This is a genomic window from Sphaerochaeta sp. UBA5849 (genome assembly GCA_002432715.1).
Lineage (GTDB): Bacteria > Spirochaetota > Spirochaetia > Sphaerochaetales > Sphaerochaetaceae > Sphaerochaeta.
This window is the reverse complement of sequence record DJGJ01000037.1, coordinates 100605-119529: the sequence shown is the minus strand read 5'-3', so window position 1 is coordinate 119529 and position 18925 is coordinate 100605. Positions and strand designations below refer to the sequence as shown.

Genomic DNA, 18925 nt, shown 5'->3' with positions numbered 1-18925 from the left:
GGAAAACTACCGGGAATTACAGTTCAGTCAAATCAAGCCACGCTTTTATCTTGAAAGGAACTAAATACTCAGCCTTCAATACAGGAAGATTTTCTACAATCGCAATACCAGATTTGAGAAAACTATAATAGTCATCGTCTAGGAGTATTGCTGATAGACTTGAAACCTCATCTGATATATGGATTGGAATGAGTTCACTGTTTTTATAGAGATGGAATCCATCAGGAATTCTTGAGAAAAGCTCGATCATTCTTGGAAATGTATCATTCGATGGACGTGAGAAGCGGTAAAATACAGGAATTCCACTACTCCTCTCTTGAATTGCATACCCTCCTTCGTGAATAAAATCCCAAAATGCTTTCGCAAATGATGAGTTCAACGTTTCTATGATCACTACGATGTCAAAATCATATGTTGATCGGAATTCCAAATTTGACTTATGAAAAAGAATACTGCAAGCTGTGCCACCAATTATGGCAAACTGATCATTATACTGTCCCAATCGATCTCGAAAGATATCAATGCCATTTACCACGACACCCTCTCCTTAAGTATCTCCAGTGCCTGCTCAGTCCTTTCATCGTACTCGCCGGTGAAACTCAGCAGCAATGAGATATCGTCTACTGTCTTGTCTGTAGCAAGCAGTGTGGGATCATAGTTCCAAACTTCAACAGCATAACCACCGAAGTCCAGAAAATCCTGTCTATCCATCTTCTGAGGCTTTAGGTGTTTTGCTTCACGCTTCGGTACGACATACGCCCCATCCAGGGAATTCGGTGAAAGCATCGTCAGGGAACTCAATGCCAATATGCCGCCAAGCAAGGCCTTCTCCGGCTTCTTTGAAAGATAGATGGTTTTGAAAACCGGTGATTGCAGGTAGGGCTTTGCTGCTTGGAGCAGTTCTGTTCTTGAATTGGTTGTCAATGTCAGTAGTTTCTTTGTTCCCTCGTTTTGCACCGAAACAAGCCCGATCTGCTGCAGTGAATATATTGCCCTGGTAAGCGTTGCCTTTGAAAGCTGCAACGTTTCAGCCAGTTCGGTCGCGGTTACTGCAGAATCGAAATGCTGATAGTAGAGGTACAAGAAAACCAGTTGGGTACCCGGAGCCATCGCTTCCGGCAACGGGTGATGTATACATAGCCTTTCAGTAAACATACAGGCGGCAAAGGGAAGATAGAGCTGCGCCCCTGGTACCACGAAAGGAATCCTTTGCTGGATGAGCGCATTTCTCTGCTGCGATCGCAGTGATGAGAAGAGTAAAGCACAGTGCAGTTGTGTTATCTGTGATGCTTTGGCGAGGTGTGAGACCACCGTAGGCAAACGGTACTCTTGTGAAAGCGGCTCCATGGCAATGAATGAGATATCCTGCAAGGTTATAAGAAGAAAGTTATAGCCATCGCTTAAATACAGCGGCATCGTGTCTGTCATTTCATATCTCTGTATGTCAGTACCGGAACCAAACAGTACGTTCATATAGTCATTCAACGTTGTATAGTCTTTTTGTTTCATGATATTATTAAAGTACCATTATATATGAAACAAGTCAAAAGTAATGTAACAATGACTTTCTTCTCATTTGTATTGAGTATGGTACAATACACAAGACTAAGTGTTTGGAGGTAGTAACATGGAAAAGCACATCGTTGTCATTGGAGCAGGAGTAGCAGGGCTCTCTGCAGCCTCCTACCTTGCAAGAAACGGCTACCGCGTTACTGTTGTGGAAAAGCACAGCCTGCCTGGCGGCCTCTGCACCTCCTGGAAACGAGGTGGCTATACCATCGACTACTGCATCCATTGGCTGATGGGATCACGCGAAGGAACTCCATTTTATTCTCTGTGGCAGGAACTGGGGGCCTTCACCAATGCCGATGGTTCTCCGGTTGAAATTGTAAACTTCGACCAATTCACCACCATAGGTCTTTCCAACGGGGACTCATTGTGTCTATCGAGCGACCTTGAACAGCTGAAGGAGTCGCTGCTGGCCCTCGCTCCGGAGGATGCAAAACAAATTAAAAAGTTCCATCGGAGCCTCAAGCGCTTGGCAGGGTCTTTCTCCGGCAACCCCTTCGCTTCCTTGGTACAGTTCGCTACCATGATGGGCCATCTTGTACCGGTGGAAGAGTATGCCAAGCGCTTTACCAATCCAAGGCTGCGCGAGATTTTCCTCTCCTCCCTGCCACCCGACTGGAGCCTCATTGCCCTCACCCTCGGCCTCTCCCAACAGCCGTACAAGAGCGCAGGTTATCCAATCGGAGGGTCCTTGAACTTTGCTCTGAACATCGCCCGCAAAGCTTCTTCTCTTGGTGTCTCCTTCCGGTATAACAGCCCGGTGGAAAAGGTATTGGTTTCAGAAGGAAAGGCAGTAGGCGTACAGCTTTCGGATGGCCGGATTGTTGATGCCGACTATGTGGTCAGCGCTGCAGACGGGTATACCACGCTCTACGCAATGCTATCGGGACTGTATCTCAGCCCTGCATACAAGAAAGCGTATGAACAGTATCCACTATTCCCTTCTACCGTCATGGTGGCCTTAGGCATCAAGAAAGATCTTCGGCAGTTTGTTCATTCCTCATCTCCCTACTTTGATGAGCCCCTTGTTCTCTGCGATGGGACGTCGCACAACAATTTCAGCCTGAATGTCTACGCCTTTGACCCCACCCTCGCACCTGAGGGCTGTACCTTGGTGACAGTCCTGATCAACACATGGGAGTGGGAGGCATGGGAGAAGCTTGCCTCTGATCATCGTCAGGAGTATGAAGAGGAGAAGAAGAGAATAGCAGACGAGGTGGTCATGCGGTTGGAAGCTTTATTTGGACCACTGGAAGGCTTGATCGACATAGTCGATGTCTCAACACCCCACTCGGTCATCCGCTACACCGGAAACTGGAAAGGCAGCTTCGAGGGCTTCGCCCCGACCAAGGCAACCCTCTCTGCACGCCTGCCCAAGACGCTGGAAGGCCTGTCCCGTTTTGCCATGATCGGGCAGTGGACGGCCCCCGGCGGGGGGCTTCCCGCCGCGGCAAAGGATGGACGGGACATAGCACGAATGATCTGCAAGCAGGATGGAAAGCGCTTCAGCGGTAAGGGTTGACCTCGCTCTTCTTCAGCACATTCTTTTCGGCAAAGCCAAGGGCTGAAAGAGCCTTCATCGTCCTGTCCAGCTGATAAGCCGGAACCCAACGCACGGTAAGGCGTACCGCCTGGGAGTCGGCAAGCTGCTCGGCGTAGGGCTTGAGCCCTGCATTAAGCAGTCTGTCATACTGGGCATAGGCGGTAAGCAGGGAGGAGTAGGCCCCCACTTGGATCTGGTACCAGCCGGTGTCTCCGGCGCGATTGTATTTTGACTCGGGAACCTCCGGCTCGAAGATCAGGGTCAGGTCGACCGATGCGATGCCGCTTGTGAGCATGTCGATCTGCTTGGCCGCAGCCGGGGTGAGGTCGATGATCCTTCCATCGACATAGGGTCCGCGGTCGTTGATGCGAACATCCACACTCTTGCCGTTGGCAAGGTTTGTCACCCTGACGATCGTGCCGAACTTCAGGCTCTTGTGTGCTGCCGACATGGCATTGGCGTCGAAAATCTCACCATTGGCAGTCAAGCTCTCACTCTTGTCGGTGGTGTACCAAGAGGCAATCCCTTTCTCAATGACCGAACCCGGCTGAAGCGGCTCATCCGCCGCAGTCAGGGCGAACGAGGCGATAAGAAGTACTGCAAGCAATGCTGTCAATCGTTTCATACTCAAGAGTATAAGCTCTCGGTCTTTGTTTTGGCAACCAGCAGTTGAACTGATGAATATGATTCACTATAATCGACGTTTATGAGCGAACAGAACGTATCTACGCATTGGGCGGATATATACGCCGACAAGATCATTCGTGAGAAAGGGGACAAGGATGTCTATACCTGCGCCTCAGGCATTACCCCTTCCGGCACAGTCCATATTGGAAACTTCCGGGAGATCATCTCGGTCGAGCTGGTGGTGAGGGCCCTGAGGGCCAAAGGCAAACAGGTCCGCTTCATCTACAGCTGGGACGATTATGATGTGTTCCGCAAGGTTCCCAAGAACATGCCCCAGCCCGAGCTGCTGGCAACCTATCTGCGCAAACCCATCACCCTGGTTCCCGATACCACCGGCAGGGCGGAGAACTACGCACGTGCCAACGAGCTGGATGTCGAGCAAATCCTTCCCACCGTCGGTGTAGAGCCCGAGTACCTCTATCAGGCCCAGCGGTATCGCGCAAGCATGTATGCCCAGGGCATGAGAACCGCCCTTGAGAAGAGAGAAGAGATCAGGGCGATCCTGAACGAGTTCCGAACCGAACCCCTTGAGGCTGACTGGTGGCCGATTTCCGTCTTCTCATCCTTCACCGACAAGGATACCACCACCATCCTCGACTGGGACGGCGAGTGGAATGTGACCTATCGTGACGACGAGACCGGCCAGACGGAAACCATCGATCTTCGCACTACCCCCTATGCAAAGCTTCCTTGGAGAATCGACTGGCCCATGCGTTGGGCCTATGAAGGCGTAGACTTCGAGCCGGCAGGCAAGGACCACCACAGTGAAGGCGGCAGCTTCGATACCTCCAAGAAGGTCGTGACGGTTTTCGGCGGCCAGCCTCCGGTATCGTTCCAGTACGACTTCATCAGCATCAAGGGCAGGGGAGGCAAGATCTCTTCCTCAAGCGGCGAGGTCATCTCCCTCTACGATGTGCTGGAAGTCTATACTCCCGAGATCACCCGCTTCATGTTCGCCGGCACCCGGCCGAACACGGAGTTCTCCATCTCCTTCGACCTCGATGTGTTGAAAATCTACGAAGACTACGATACCTGCGAGCGCATCTACTTCGGCCTGCAGGAAGTCAACGAGAAGCGCAGGGAGAAGGAGAGAAGAATCTACGAGCTGAGCCAGGTCGGAAAAATCCCCTCTGAAGCCTCCTACCAGATTCCCTTCCGCCACCTGTGCAACCTGCTTCAGCTGCATGAAGGGGATATCGAGCGTGCCATCTCCACCCTCGGTGAGATGACCGATAGCCAGAAGGAGCGTCTGCGGGTGCGGTGCAAGTGCGCCTGGAACTGGATCACCACCTTCGCCCCCGAGGACTTCAAGTACCGTCTCTGGCATGAGGGAGACCCCTTGGTAGAGCTTGACGAGGTAGAGGCCAAGGCCATCCATGACCTGGTCAAGGTTGTTGAACAGATGGACGAGCTGGAGGATAAGGAGTACACCACACGCCTCTACGATGCTGCAAAGCTCAACGGGCTCGATACAGGGGATTTCTTCAAGCTTGTCTACACCATCCTGATCGGCAAGGACCGCGGCCCGAAGCTCGGGCCCTTCTTGCAGACCTGTGGAAAAGAGAAGGTCCTGGCCATTCTTTCCAACTATTGATTACTGATGTATGGCATACTTGCAGGGAGCTTCGGCTCCCTGTTGTTTGTTTGGAGGTTTCTATGCATGTTTTGATGATCAACGGCAGTCCTCACCAGAAGGGCTGCACCAATCGCGCTCTAGAGGAGATTGCTTCTGTTCTCCAGGAGAAAGGAATTGAGAGCGAAATCCTGTGGATCGGCAAGGAGAGCCTGCACGGCTGCATCGACTGCGGCTACTGCTTCAAGCACGGGGTTTGCGTCTTCAACGACGACAAGGTAAATGAAGCGGCCAAGAAGGCTCTCGCCTCTGATGCCCTCATTCTTGGATCTCCGGTCCACTATGCCAGTATTGCAGGGGCTGCAAGCGCCTTCCTGGACAGATTGTTCCGCGTTGTTTCCAAACGCATGTACCTCAAGCCCGGCGCCTCGGTGGTCTCCTGCAGAAGAGGAGGGGCAAGTGCTTCCTTCGACCAGCTGAACAAGTACTTCACCATCAGCGGCATGCCGGTGGTCTCTTCAACGTACTGGAACAGTGTGCATGGAAACTCTCCCTCCGAGGTTGAACAGGACCTTGAGGGACTACAGGTTATGCGCAACCTTGGAGCAAACCTTGCCTGGCTGCTGCATTGTATTGAAGCAGGTAGACAAGCAGGTTTGGCCGCTCCCGAAGCTGAACGCCGGTTTGTTACGAATTACATCCGTTAGCGCAGGATCTTGTCCAGGACGACGGAGTTGTTTCTCCACTTGTCCTGGGCTTTCACCCTGAGGTCGAGCCTGAGTTTCCTGCCGGGGAAAATCTGGCGGATTTCGGGCTCCGCACCCTTGCGGATCTTGGTGATGTTCGCACCACCCTTGCCGACCACGATACCCTTTTGCGTATCGCGCTCGACGATGATCGCTGCCCGCACCCAGATGGTATTGGTCGCTTCGGTGTGCTCTATGTCCTCGATGGTGACATAGATGGCATGGGGGATCTCCTCTGTCACCAGGTTGATGGCCTTCTCACGGATGATTTCGCTGATGCGGAACTCAAGGTTCTGGTCGGTATAGGCATCGGGGGGGTAGAGCAGCTCGCCCTCCGGGGCAAGCTTGAACAGTTCGATCAGTATTTCATCGACTCCCTCGTCCAGCTTGGCCGAAGCCTTCAGCACCGGCCTGCCGGGAAGGTGCTCGGCAAGAAAGGCCTTCGCCGCCTCTTCTTCGCTGTCGCGGATGATGTCGGCCTTGTTGATGACACAGACCACCGGAGTCTTGATCTTGGCAATATGCGAGACCAGGGCGAGCTCTTCCTCGCCGGCGCTGCGCTTTGAGTCGAGGATGTAGAGCACGGCATCGCTCTCCTCAAGGCTCTTGAGCGCAGTCTCCTGCAGACGCTTATTGAGCGTCTTCTCGCTGAGATGGAAACCCGGGGTGTCGGTGAAGATCAACTGCCCGCGGCTGTCGGTATAGATTCCCCTGATGGCATTGCGTGTTGTCTGGGGTGTAGAGGCGGTGATGGAGACTTTCATCTCACAGATGGTATTGAGCAGGGTGCTTTTGCCTGCTGATGGTCGGCCGATGATGGCAACCGTGGCACATTTCATGGGTATGGCTCCTTACAGTAAGTATCGGGAATTTGGACTGCCTTGTATAGAGACTCATCGAAGATCTGAAGCGAAGAAGGCAAGCCTGCTTCTTAGGGTAAAAAGGTATATTTCGAATTAGCTGTTTTGGTTGCAATAATTCCGATTAATGCAGTTATTTGTTGAGAATGGACATTATATGCGTTATCTTTCTAGTATTAGAGCTATTATTAGACGTAAAAGCGTCTAAAAGGTGGAAATATGATACTCGAGTATTCAGTTAAAAACTACACCGTCTTCAAGGAGACCGCGCATTTGAGCTTCGTTGCGTCCAATTATGACAAAACTACGCTCGAGCTTGAGAATGTCGAGCATGTACCACAGAAGAGACTTCGCATACTGCGAGCCGCGGTTGTGCATGGGGCAAATGCTTCTGGTAAAACCAAGCTGTTCGAGTCTCTGGCATTTTTTCGTAAATTTGTGCTTGATTCATCCAAGGAGAGCCAGATCGGTGAAGACATCCCTACCAAACCCTTCCTGCTTTGTGAAGAAACCAAGAACGAACCAAGCGAGTTCGAAATCATCTTCTTTCAAAACCAGGCGATTTTTCGGTATGGATTTGAAGTCACTCGCAAGCAAGTTCTTTCCGAATGGTTGTACTACAAGAGCGAGGGAAGGGAGCATCAGATTTTCTACCGTGATACAATCGACCATACCCTGCAAACGCATGCAAAGTATTTCAAGAAAGGAAACCTTCTCCGGTCAGAGAACTTGGTGCGGGACAATGCGCTCATGCTTTCTGTGGCAGCGCAGTTCAATGATGCGATCTGCAGTTCTGTTGTCCAGTGGTTCCAACACGGTGTAACAGTCCTTTCCGGCCTCGGCGAATATGATTATGCATGGTATGTGGCGAAGGTGAAAGAGCAGCCGGTATTCCACCAAAAGATGATGAACCTGATGAAAATGGCAGACCTTGCAATACTGGATATCCATATGAAGGTTCCTGTACAGGCTAAAGCAACAGACGCCCAGGACATGGCTGCTTTTGCGTGTGAGACCGAACACTATGTGTATGATGCGAACGAGAGCATTGTTGGAAAAATTGAGTTCTCCATGGACGAGGATGAATCACATGGCACACGAAGGTTTTTCTCCCTTGCCGGCCACATACTCGATGCCCTGGACCAAGGCAAAGCGCTTTTCATAGATGAGTTTGATGCCCGATTGCATCCAAACCTCGTGCTTGCACTGGTATCGTTGTTCAACGATCCGTCTATAAATACCAAAGGAGCCCAATTGGTTGCCACGATCCAGAATACAATCGTTCTTCAATCCGATCGATTGAGGAAAGATCAAATCTGGTTTGTACAAAAGAATGCGTGTGAAGCTTCTCGTCTGTATGCACTTTCCGAATTCAAGTCGGTTCAAGTCAGAAAAAGCGAGAATTTTGAAACGAATTACCTGCAAGGCAAATATGGGGCGGTTCCCTATATTCAACTATTCAAACATTGCAGTGACGTTGCTTCAGAACAGGAGAAACCGTGGCCTCAAGGGAAGTAGAGAAAAATCGCAGGCAAAAGAGCCGAAATCTTTCTCGGAAAAAGCCCACAAGAGCTATGCTTCCAACTTTTCTTATTGTGTGCGAGGGAAAGAAAACCGAACCATCCTATTTCAATGCATTGAAGTTAAAGACAGCAACCATCGAAGTGGTTGGGCAGGGATGCAACACCCTTTCTTTGGTCAGGAGGGCTCAGCAGCTGGTGACATCCAAGGCATTTGATGAAGTCTGGTGTGTTTTTGACAAGGATGATTTTCCCGATCAGGATTTCAACCAAGCAATAGTACTCGCTTCAGCAAAAGGTTTCCGTGTTGCCTATTCCAATCAGGCGTTTGAATATTGGTTGCTACTTCATTTCAATGACCATCAGGGAGGCGCATTGCATCGCAATCACTATGCAGATCTAATCAATAGAGCGATACAACCTCTGGGAGCGTGGTATGATGCAACCGGCAGCAAGGTAATTACTCCAGAATTCTTTCACTTGCTTTTTGGCTATGACGCCAAGTATAGGAAACGTAGGGTAGACCTTGCCATTGAACGTGCAAAGCGTATCTATGACCGATATCCCCACCAATCCCCTGCAGAGGAGGAGTCTTCCACCACTGTACATGTTTTACTCGATCGCTTGCTTGCCTTGAGCCGACCATGAAATGGAAGAGACAGGTTTCAACCAAATACAACGTATAGAGACTCATCGAAGATCTGAAGCGAAGGAGGCAAGCCTGCTTCTTAGGATGAGTATGCCGGCTACGGTTACCCTCATATGATATACTCAACGAACCGGGTATCAAGGAGAAGCGCATGGAAGTGAAAAGAGAGATGCTGTATGACTATCCCTGAAAACATATTGGCATTGATTGCGCAGGGTGAAGGCTTGGATGTGGAATTCAAGAAATCGACGACATCCATCCCATCAGATGTGTATTCCACTGTCTGTTCCTTTGCCAATCGGAACGGTGGACATCTCTTTCTTGGCGTGCTCGATGATGGGCACATCATTGGAATTGAAGAGGAACATACGGTATCCTTGATGAAGAATTTTGTTACATCAGTAAACAACCGCAACAAAATCAGCCCGCCTCTTTACCTGACGCCTATTCTCTACGAGTATGAGGGAAAACTAGTTTTATATATCCACGTACCATGCACAAAAAGTGTATGCCGATGCAATGGAAGAATATTTGATCGAAGTCATGACTCGGATATTGATATCACCGATAATGAACATCTTGTGTATCAACTGTATTCCAGAAAACAAGGCATATGCTATGTGAATACGGTATTTCCTGTGTTCTCTGTCTCCGATTTGCGATCCGACCTGATCGAGCGTGCAAGAACCATGGCCTCATGCATGACGAATCATCACCCATGGCGTTATCTGTCTGATGAAGAGCTGCTGCGAAGTGCCGGTTTGATCCTGCAGGATCCTGCTACCGGTCAGGAAGGCCTTACGCTTGCAAGTATTCTCCTGTTCGGGACCGATAACCTGATACTGTCAGTACTGCCACATCACAAAACCGATGCGATTTTTCGTGTATTCAATGTTGATCGCTATGATGACAGGGATGTCATCAGTACAAACTTATTGGATAGCTATACCAGATTGATTGATTTCGGTCGAAAGCATTTGAATGATCTGTTTACCCTGAAGGGCATACAACGTATTAGCGCAAGAGATGCGATTCTTCGTGAGATAGTGTCAAATACGCTTGCCCATCGCGACTATTCCAATGCCTTTGTCGCAAAGTTTATCATTGAGAAGGATCGTGTCCTTACGGAGAATGGGAATCGTTCACATGGAATTGGCGTACTCAATCCCGCAACGTTTGAACCCTTTCCAAAAAATCCCCCCATCTCGAAAGTCTTCAGGGAGATCGGGCTTGCTGATGATTTAGGCTCGGGGATGCGCAATACCTATACGTATTCGAAGCTGTACAGCGGTGAAGAGCCGATTTTTACTGAGGGCGACGTGTTCAGAATTGAAATCCCGCTTCAGAAGGTTGCAACTGCAACCGTTGGCCCGTATTCTGAGTCTGTATCTCACAGCGAAACATTTGAAAGGCCGGTCGCTCATACCCTGGCATCTCGAATTCTCACTCTGGTCAAGAGAAACCCACACATAACCCAACAAGAGATTGCTGATCAGTTGGATGTTTCTGTCTCCACAATCAAGCGGGAGATATCTGACTTGGTTAAGACCAACGTGCTCACTCGAAAGCAGGGCAAGCGGTATGGGTACTGGGAGTTTGTGTAACCTGCATTGGCTTGAGAAATAATCTGATGCAGATAGAGGCATTTTTAAACCAGAAAAAGGTACAAAATGTATAGAAAATGGTATTCATATTGACAATAAGGAGTGTTCATGGAATATTAGTAGATGAAGAAAAGGTATGGAGGGCATCCAATGAAAAATGCTTCAGTCAGACTTGGCGGAATTTCAATACACAACTTCAAGAATGTACTTGAAGGTTCTCTGTCGTTCATAAACACGAGGAAAGCTTATAAGGCCAGCATTGTAGGACTGTATGGACAAAACGGTTCAGGCAAGACAGCGTTGATTGATGCTTTGGAACTTCTGAAATACGTACTGTGCGGCAGGCCTATTCCAGAAAAATTTGCAGAGTACATCAACGTCGATTCCGAATCTGCCACACTTGTCTACGAGTTCATCGTAACAACACCAGAGGAGCGTTCCATCGTTACATACCAATTCAGCATCCAGTCTGTTCTTGATGTTTTGGAACAGAATACCAACACAATTCATTCAAATGAACACAGGAAGCGTGTTCGCTTATACAACGAATTGCTTAAGTGCCCAATTGTAAGTGAGAAGAAAATACGAATTGGCAAGCTTATCGATACAGATACCTCGGAGGTTTTCCTTCCCAATCCAAAGCGGCAGCTACTTGTTGGAAATGACAGAAAAATCGAGACAGATCTTCAAGTTGCGAAAAAGCTTGCAAGTGTCCAATCCCGCTCTTTTGTGTTCTCGAGTGAATTGCTTGGTGCTATCAGAAGTACGGTTTCGAAATCCGAAAACTCTGAGAACGAGCTTTTCTTCTATGCAAGCATCCTCGAGAGCTTGGTGAATTTCGGGAACCATGAGCTTTTCATCATCAATACAACCAATGCCGGCCTTATCAGTTTCAATGCACAGCCTTTGCGTTTCAAGTTTGCCGAAGGAAAGGTGGGCGCCATCGGTTCGATGATGCTTCCACTGAATGAACCGGCTGTGATACCGCAGAAAGCGAAGGATGTTGTCGTCAAGGTTATACAAAATATGAATGTGGTTCTCCAAAAGATAGTTCCTGGACTTACGATACATATCAAGGACTTGGGAACACAAGTACTTGAAAACGGTGATATAGGTTGCCGTATCCAACTTATGTCTCATAAGAACAGCAAGGAAATCCCCCTCAGTTATGAGTCTGAGGGAATCAAGAAAATCGTTTCCATCCTCCAGCTTCTCATCGTTGTGTATAATCAGACTTCCATCACAGTAGCAATCGATGAACTTGATTCGGGAGTATTCGAATATCTTCTCGGAGAGCTGCTTGGCATCATCGCAGAGAGGGGGAAAGGACAATTGATTTTCACCTCACACAATCTCCGCCCGCTTGAAACGCTTGACCGCGGATTCATTGCTTTTACCACAACAAATCCTCGGAATCGCTATGTCCGAATGACAAACGTCAAGGAGAACAATAACCTTCGTGACTTTTATTTCAGGGACATCATGCTTGGTGAACAGGACGAAGAGCTGTATGAGCAGACAAACAATGCAGATATTGCTCTTTCGTTTAGGGAGGCTGGAGAATACTGTGGCTCGTAGAAAAATTGTGTTCGTGATTGTAGAAGGTCCTTCCGATGATGAAGCGCTTGGCGTGCTGTTGAATCGTATCTATGACAAACATACAGTATACATCCATATTACACATGGGGATGTAACGACAGCTAAAGGAGCAGGTTTCTCGACAATCCTGAGCATGCTTGGTGTAATTATTGAAAGCTACATGAAGGCCAATCACCTTGCAAAAACACATTTTCAGGAAATCGTTCACATTGTAGATATGGATGGGGCTTACATTCCCGATGAAGCGGTTGTAGAAGATATGACGGCCAAGAACCCAATCTACTCACCTACCGAAATCCGTACTGCTGATGTACAGGGAATCTGTAGGCGTAATCGAGTGAAACGAGGTTGTATCAACAGGATTACTTCGACACAAACTCTCTATGGCATTCCCTATCAAGTGTATTTCATGTCCTGTAACCTGGATCATGTTTTGTACGACAAACAAAATGCTTCAGACGACGAGAAGGAAAGAGAATCATTACACTTTGCGAGAAAATATTGCTCAAACATTCCTGATTTTGTACAGTTCATTGTTGAATCATCATTTTCTATCGGATTGCCTTACCTGCAGTCCTGGGCTTTTATCAAGGAAGAGAAGCATCCTCTTGAGCGTCACACAAACTTTGGGCTCTGTATAGCAAAAGCTTCTGAACGTCCTGGTGCACCTCTCATGCCGATGCTGGATACTTTGTGATGAATGGTCGGGTTTTGCCTATGCATCTCAAACCCATCTCCCTTTTCAAGGCCGCCCTTATCCCGTATACTTGGGTTGACTTTTGTCCTAAACCATACACAAGGGGCGTCCCATGCCGCAACAAGAAGAAGAGAAGAAGCCTGCCGTGCAGGATCCGCAGATGCAAGAGAAGCTCTTGAAGACCAGAAGCATCCTCCTTTCCGGGGAGATCAACAAGGAAAGTGCAGAGGCTGTGATCAAGCAGCTCTTGGTACTCGAAGGCGAGAGCAACGAACCGATCAAGATTTTCATCAACAGCCCCGGCGGCGATGTCGATGCCGGCTATGCCATCTACGACATGGCCCGTTTTGTTAGCGTACCCGTGACCATGATCGGCATGGGCCTGGTTGCCAGCGCCGCCTCCTTGGTGCTGTTGGCCGTTCCCGCCGAGCGACGCATCGCACTTCCCAACTCCACCTACCTGATCCATCAACCGATGAGCGGGATGCGCGGTGTAGCAACCGATATTGAGATTCATGCACTGCATCTGGAGAAGCTGCGTCTCAAGCTCGACGCCCTGATCGCTGCAGAAACCGGCAAGAGTGCCGAAGAAGTCAGATTGGACACCGAACGCGACCACTGGCTCTCGGCCGAAGAGGCCAAGACGTATGGGTTGGTGAGCAGGATTGTCTCTTCCAGGAGTGAGCTGTAACTGGCCATGGGCAAGACAAAATACCTCAGCGAGGCAGAGAAACGAGTCGGCAGGAAGCATATGTACCGCCAGGAGCTGTACAACGGTGTCGCCTACAGCCTGCTCGGTGATACCATCGTGTATCTCTTGGCTATCTACTTCGGTGCCGGTAACATTGCCTTGGGCTATATCTCGTCAGCCAGCTATATAGCCGGCATCATCCTTCCTTTTGTTCCTCAAATGTTCCACGGCCGCAACCAGATCAAGGTGCAATCCTTGGTTTGGGTGTTGCGCGGCGTGGTGTGTCTGGGCTACCTGGGCCTGTATGCGGTTTCCGGCGACCTTGCAGTCCTGTTGTTGCTGGTGGTCTATACGCTGTTCAATGTCTTCCGCATGATCGGCATCGCACTGAACGACTCGACGCTGAAGAACATCAGCAGTGTCTCCAACCGGGGCAAGGTCGTGGCCAACGTCAATGCCGCCTACCAGAGCTCATCGATTGTGGTGCGCTGCCTCACCGCCCTGGTGTTGGGCGTCCAGCGTTTCGGCGGTCTGGCCGGCCTGATTGGACTGCAGATGGTGGGAGTGTTTGTTAACTTCTTTGCTAGCCGGGAAATGTCCCTTATTCCATCACGCAGCACGATTGTTTTCAAGAAGGGCAGGACGGTCATGGTCCTCTTCAAGGAGGCGATGGCCCAGCAAATGTTCCGCCGTCGCTTGATCCTGCGCTGGCTTTCAACGGCAGTCGCCGTAATTTTCGGCCTCACTACACCGTTTCTGCGCATTGAGCTGGGGCTTTCCAACTCGTTGGTCGTGGTATACTCGGTGGTCCTCGGCGTGTCGGTCATGGCAGCCAGCTATGTCAGCAAGCAGTTTTCCGACAGGCTCGGATCGCGCCCGCTGGTGTTTTTCTCAAGCCTCTTCTCGCTCTTCTTTTTCATGGCCTGGGTGCTGATCACCAAGAACGTCATTCCCATCTGGTTCTTCGTCCTGGGTTTTTTCACCAACTTCTTTGTTGCATTGATCAGCCTTCTGACCTTCCGCTTGGTCGCCCAGGTCATGCCGGATGATGAAACGGTTGCATTCAACTCGATGGTCAACTTTGTCATCGCCATCATCGCTTTCTTTGTAGGAATCTTCAGCGGTTTTTTGGCCGATAAAGGCGAAATCGCCCGAAACCTGTTCGTCTTCGATGGAAAGGCCGCAGGCAACGGCTACACCCTGGTTTTTCTCTTTGCCATCGCCCTGACCATGATCGAAGCCTTGGTGGCAAGCAGACTGCAGGAAGTGGGTGCCTACTCCTCCCAGGAGGCTGCGCAAGTAATATTTTCGATGCACGGCATCCGGGCTGTCTCCATGATCGAGAAGCTTGAGCGCACCAGCGACCCGGCAAAGCGCCGGTTTTTGATGCTCAGCCTTGGGGAGAACTTCAACAACCTTGCCACCAGCGAGCTGCGCCAGATCCTGGCCAGCCCGTTCTCGCCTGATAAATTGGAGGCGGTGCGCACCCTTGCCGACCGGCCCAGGAAATCGCTGTTGGATGATTTGATCAAGGTGGCAAGAGACGACGACTCCTATGTTCAGCTTGACGCCATCGCCGCCCTCGGCTCCTACCGCAAGGAGGAGAAGGCAAAGGATGCGCTCGTACAGTTGATGCTTCACGGTCGATGGTCGTCGGTGCGGTCGATGGCCAGCAAGAGCCTTGCAAGAATCACCGAGAGCACCGAGTACCTGAATTTGGTCAATGAGCTCAGCCACTCGGCAAAACACATCGATGAAGTGATCGACTATCTTATAGCAAAGCGGTTCATGGACAAGAGCGGTTCCTTCTACCAGGAGTTTTTCATATCCATCGACCAAGGACGGAGCGCCACCTTCCGCCAAACCCGGTACGCGGTCATTGCAAGCTTTTTGAAGTTCGGTTCTCCGCGCCTTGCCCAGCTCTATGAACAGATGAACCTGGGCATTCCCAAGGATTTCCTCTCCCCGTTCCTCACCGAGGCCCGGGACCTCACCCAGATCGACCTGTATTACCATGAGGTGCTTGCGTATTTCAAGAATCAGGACTGGGTGGCTCTCAGGGACTTCTGCCTGGGAATCCTGGACAACAGCGACCTTGGCTTCGATCCCTGCTTCGACAACCTGAAAAAGGGACTGTTGCACTCACGGGAGATGGATATTGAGAAGTTCGACATACAGGATGCCCTGGCCATGCTCTATTTCAGTTACTCGTTGGGCAAGAACGCCAAAAACTGAAGCAAGATGTGCATCCTTTTTTCTTAGGTTGCATGCTCATCCTTATAATTCTCTGCCTGTCGCTGCTCTGTAGTTGTTCTTGTGATATCGAACACGACCCCAAGACGTTCAGGGTGCTCTCCTACAATGTACAAAATCTTTTCGATGCCCGTTTGGACGGAGGGGAGTATCCTGAGTATCAGGATCCGAAGGTCTGGAACGACCGTTCCTATCGCATGCGCCTGGAGACCCTGTCCAAGGTGCTGCTGAGTGAAAAGCTTCTTTCTCCCGATGTCATCATCCTGCAGGAGGTGGAAGGTCCCCGCGTTGTGGAGGACCTGCTCTGTTTGCATCTGGGACGGAAGGGATACCGCTGGTATGCAGTGGCGAAAGGAACCGATGCCGCCATCTCGGTAGCCGTCATCAGCCGCCACCCGATTGCTTCCAGCACCGTGCATGCCTCTGCCGGGATCAGGCCTGTGTTGGAGGCGACCATTTGTACGGAAGGCGGGGATATCAGCTTGTTCGCCCTGCATGCGAAAAGCCGGATAGGGGATGGGGCCGACCTTCGGCTCTCCCTTGCCAAGGTTGTATCGCGGGCATCGTATGAGAGAGCCGGGTCGGCCGTATTGCTGTGCGGCGACTTCAACGAAGATCCTTCCAGCGTGTGGGACTCTGCAGCCTCTGCTCCGGCATTGGTCGATATGAATCATCCTGAAGCAACCAGGCTTCAAGCGGCAGGAGCCCTTGGATTGGTGGGGGACCATGCCGCCCTAGCTCCCGGCCTGTACTACTGCCCGTATCTGGATGAGAGCTGGAAGGGTAGTGCACCTGGTTCCTGCAGCTGGGATGGATTGTGGCACCGCTACGACCAGATTCTGGCAAATGGCAAGCTGTTTGACGGGATGGGGTGGGAGTATGAGAGCTTTTCCATAGAGAACCTGCCGTCACTGTGCAGCAGCGACGGCAGGCCCTATGCGTGGAACATTCGAACGTTGCAGGGAGTCAGCGACCATTTTCCGGTCTTGATGACCCTCAAGCGGCGTTAGTCATTTCACTTTGGGAAACTTGAGCTCGTAGAAAATCTGCTCCAGTTCCAAGGCGATGTTGATGTTGTGCACGACCGGCATCCTTCCGTCTTCGGTCGCCTGGGGCTTGAGCGTGATGGGGCTGAAGTTCAAAATGCCCATGACACCGGCCTTGAGCAACCGTTCGTAGCTGTCCGAGGCTGCCTGCTCGGGGACGGTGATGATGCCCGCTGTCACTTGCAGAGCCTCCACCACCTCATCAATCCTGCTGATGGGGTAGATGGGAACCGGGTGGGAGGCGTCGCTGTAGACCAGGGGATCGCTGTCGAAGCCTGCGACGATGCGGATGCCGTCAGGCTCAAAGCCGTTGTAGTGCATCAGGGCTTTCCCGATTCTTCCGCAGCCGATGATGATGCAGTTCTGGCTGTCTCCCTTGCCCAGGATTTCTCCCAAGGAGACGAGCAGGTCATGGATTTCATATCCGCCCCGCTTCTGCCCATGGATTCCCAATTGGGAGAAATCTTTCCGTACGATTGCAGCCGAAACGCCGGCGGCATCGGCTAGGTTATGTGCAAACACTTTCTCAAGTCCGATGGTCTTCAGACGATTAAGGGAGCGATAGTATCGGGTGATTCGTATGAGTTGGTCGTTGTTCATCTCACTTACTCCTATTTATGTGAAAAAGTGTACATTAACTCTCTATTTACGTCAATATATTGTTCTGAAAATTCGAGTGTTGCAGATAAAAACCCGTTTTATACCAAAAATGTTATGTACAAGCTTGCTGAAAAAGTGCTAGGATACTCGCAACGTTTATTTGGGTACTGGAGGTTACATGTCGGACAATAACGAATTCACGTTTTCACCCGCTTTGGTGTCTTTCATCAAGGAATGGAAAACCAAGCCGGGTAATCTCATCATGGTGCTCCACAAGGTACAGCAGGAACAAGGCTACATCTCCCGCGAAGCGGCGGATCAGGTGGCGGCCCTTCTTGACGTACCGTTGGCCACCATCTGGGGTGTTGTATCATTCTACCACTTCTTCAAGCTGACCAAGCCGGGCAGGCACAACATCCAGGTATGTCTGGGAACCGCCTGCTATCTGAAGGGTTCCCAGGCTATCATCGACGAGCTGGACAAGCAGCTTACCCTGCCTGTCGGAGCAGTTACCGAAGACGGAAACTTCTCCCTCGAGGCCGTGCGGTGTGTTGGTTGCTGCGGGCTTGCACCCGTGATGACTGTCGGTGGAGAAGTTTTCGGCAAGGTCACCAAAGACCAGGTTTCCGGAATCATCGCGAAGTTCAGGTAAGAAGAGAGGCGCTCTTCGCAATGCATATCTGCATCGACGACTATCTGCTTGATATCGTTCAGAACTCCTTCGAGGCAGACAGTTCATACGTTGAACTGGCGGTGGACCAGACCGAAAGCAGGTTTTCCTGTACGGTTCGGGACAACGGGAAGGGGATGGATGCAGAGGTTCAGAAAAGGGTGCTCGACCCGTTCTACACGGATGGGAAAAAGCACGCAAAACGTAAGGTAGGATTGGGGCTGCCGTTTCTCAATCAGGCTTGTGAAGCCTGCGAGGGAACCTTTGCTCTCCACTCCGAAGTCGGGGTCGGTACCACCGTTGAATTCAGTTTCAACCTGGCCCACCTTGATGCTCCTCCACTTGGGGACCTGTGTGCAACGTTCGTCATTTTGCTGGCACACCCGCTGGCTAAGGATTTTGTCATCAAACGGACGATACACACGGCAAAAGGTTCGACGGGCTACCGGCTGGATAAGCAGGAGCTTGAGGAGGTCCTCGGGCCCTTGACCACCAGTGGAACATTGAACCTGCTGAAGGAGTATGTTGCTTCACAGGAAGATGATGTACGAAAGTATTACGTGAATTTGGATGCACACAAGAACAAAGCGCCGCTTTCCAAACAACAGGAGATGTGAA

Annotated in this window: 18 protein-coding genes; 13 read left to right on the top strand and 5 right to left on the bottom strand. The window is 50.5% G+C overall.

The window, feature by feature from the left end; genetic code table 11:
• Positions 1-16: 16 nt before the first annotated feature.
• On the bottom strand, positions 17-535 hold the full coding sequence (locus B3K89_RS06760) for a hypothetical protein (RefSeq protein WP_345907203.1): 519 nt from the start codon (positions 533-535) through the stop codon (positions 17-19).
• Positions 529-1509 carry a hypothetical protein gene (locus B3K89_RS06755; protein WP_345907202.1) on the bottom strand — a complete coding sequence of 327 codons (981 nt, stop codon included), beginning with the start codon at positions 1507-1509 and terminating at the stop codon, positions 529-531. Before B3K89_RS06755 ends, B3K89_RS06760 begins: the two co-directional genes overlap by 7 nt.
• 118 nt (positions 1510-1627) lie before the next feature.
• On the opposite strand from B3K89_RS06755, the gene B3K89_RS06750 reads away from it, so the two are divergent.
• Entirely contained in the window at positions 1628-3091 is a 1464-nt protein-coding gene (locus B3K89_RS06750) for a phytoene desaturase family protein (protein ID WP_293891514.1), read from the top strand.
• Here B3K89_RS06750 and B3K89_RS06745 read toward each other — a convergent pair.
• A complete protein-coding gene (locus tag B3K89_RS06745) occupies positions 3075-3737 on the bottom strand; it encodes a septal ring lytic transglycosylase RlpA family protein (protein WP_293891516.1) in 663 nt (220 codons plus the stop codon). The two genes, B3K89_RS06750 and B3K89_RS06745, sit on opposite strands and share 17 nt — an antisense overlap.
• 81 nt (positions 3738-3818) lie before the next feature.
• On the opposite strand from B3K89_RS06745, the gene lysS reads away from it, so the two are divergent.
• Both lysS and B3K89_RS06735 read left to right on the top strand, forming a co-directional pair.
• Positions 3819-5393: a lysine--tRNA ligase gene (gene lysS / locus B3K89_RS06740; RefSeq protein WP_293911017.1), complete on the top strand. Its 1575-nt coding sequence runs from the start codon at positions 3819-3821 to the stop codon at positions 5391-5393.
• Between the two features lie 62 nt (positions 5394-5455).
• Positions 5456-6079 (top strand): flavodoxin family protein, encoded by a 624-nt coding sequence (locus tag B3K89_RS06735; protein WP_293891522.1) that lies wholly within the window; start codon positions 5456-5458, stop codon positions 6077-6079.
• Here the strand turns inward: B3K89_RS06735 and era are convergent.
• Positions 6076-6957 (bottom strand): GTPase Era, encoded by an 882-nt coding sequence (era, locus tag B3K89_RS06730; RefSeq protein ID WP_293891884.1) that lies wholly within the window; start codon positions 6955-6957, stop codon positions 6076-6078. The two genes, B3K89_RS06735 and era, sit on opposite strands and share 4 nt — an antisense overlap.
• 240 nt (positions 6958-7197) lie before the next feature.
• On the opposite strand from era, the gene B3K89_RS06725 reads away from it, so the two are divergent.
• The 8 genes from B3K89_RS06725 (at position 7198) to B3K89_RS06690 (ending at position 17001) form a co-directional block, all read left to right on the top strand.
• Entirely contained in the window at positions 7198-8496 is a 1299-nt protein-coding gene (locus B3K89_RS06725; RefSeq protein WP_345907201.1) for an ATP-binding protein, read from the top strand.
• 56 nt (positions 8497-8552) lie between these two features.
• Complete coding sequence (locus B3K89_RS06720) at positions 8553-9146, top strand: RloB family protein (RefSeq protein ID WP_293891528.1); 594 nt, start codon at positions 8553-8555, stop codon at positions 9144-9146.
• Between the two features lie 177 nt (positions 9147-9323).
• On the top strand, positions 9324-10751 hold the full coding sequence (locus tag B3K89_RS06715; RefSeq protein WP_293891531.1) for an RNA-binding domain-containing protein: 1428 nt from the start codon (positions 9324-9326) through the stop codon (positions 10749-10751).
• Positions 10752-10901: 150 nt separating this feature from the next.
• Complete coding sequence (locus B3K89_RS06710) at positions 10902-12329, top strand: AAA family ATPase (RefSeq protein ID WP_293891534.1); 1428 nt, start codon at positions 10902-10904, stop codon at positions 12327-12329.
• Positions 12319-13047 carry a hypothetical protein gene (locus B3K89_RS06705; RefSeq protein ID WP_293891536.1) on the top strand — a complete coding sequence of 243 codons (729 nt, stop codon included), beginning with the start codon at positions 12319-12321 and terminating at the stop codon, positions 13045-13047. Before B3K89_RS06710 ends, B3K89_RS06705 begins: the two co-directional genes overlap by 11 nt.
• Before the next feature lie 112 nt (positions 13048-13159).
• A complete protein-coding gene (locus B3K89_RS06700; RefSeq protein WP_293891538.1) occupies positions 13160-13738 on the top strand; it encodes an ATP-dependent Clp protease proteolytic subunit in 579 nt (192 codons plus the stop codon).
• Between the two features lie 6 nt (positions 13739-13744).
• Positions 13745-15973 carry an MFS transporter gene (locus B3K89_RS06695; protein ID WP_293891541.1) on the top strand — a complete coding sequence of 743 codons (2229 nt, stop codon included), beginning with the start codon at positions 13745-13747 and terminating at the stop codon, positions 15971-15973.
• Positions 15974-16005: 32 nt separating this feature from the next.
• Positions 16006-17001: an endonuclease/exonuclease/phosphatase family protein gene (locus tag B3K89_RS06690; protein ID WP_293891543.1), complete on the top strand. Its 996-nt coding sequence runs from the start codon at positions 16006-16008 to the stop codon at positions 16999-17001.
• Here the strand turns inward: B3K89_RS06690 and B3K89_RS06685 are convergent, their stop codons facing one another.
• Positions 17002-17637, bottom strand: a complete 636-nt coding sequence (locus B3K89_RS06685) for a redox-sensing transcriptional repressor Rex (protein WP_293891546.1) — start codon at positions 17635-17637, stop codon at positions 17002-17004.
• A gap of 178 nt (positions 17638-17815) precedes the next feature.
• Between B3K89_RS06685 and B3K89_RS06680 the strand changes: the two genes are divergently transcribed.
• Positions 17816-18289: a complex I 24 kDa subunit family protein gene (locus B3K89_RS06680; RefSeq protein WP_293891549.1), complete on the top strand. Its 474-nt coding sequence runs from the start codon at positions 17816-17818 to the stop codon at positions 18287-18289.
• 20 nt (positions 18290-18309) lie between these two features.
• Positions 18310-18924, top strand: coding sequence for an ATP-binding protein (locus tag B3K89_RS06675; protein WP_293891551.1), 615 nt, complete (start codon positions 18310-18312; stop codon positions 18922-18924).
• The last annotated feature ends 1 nt before the right edge of the window (position 18925 follow it).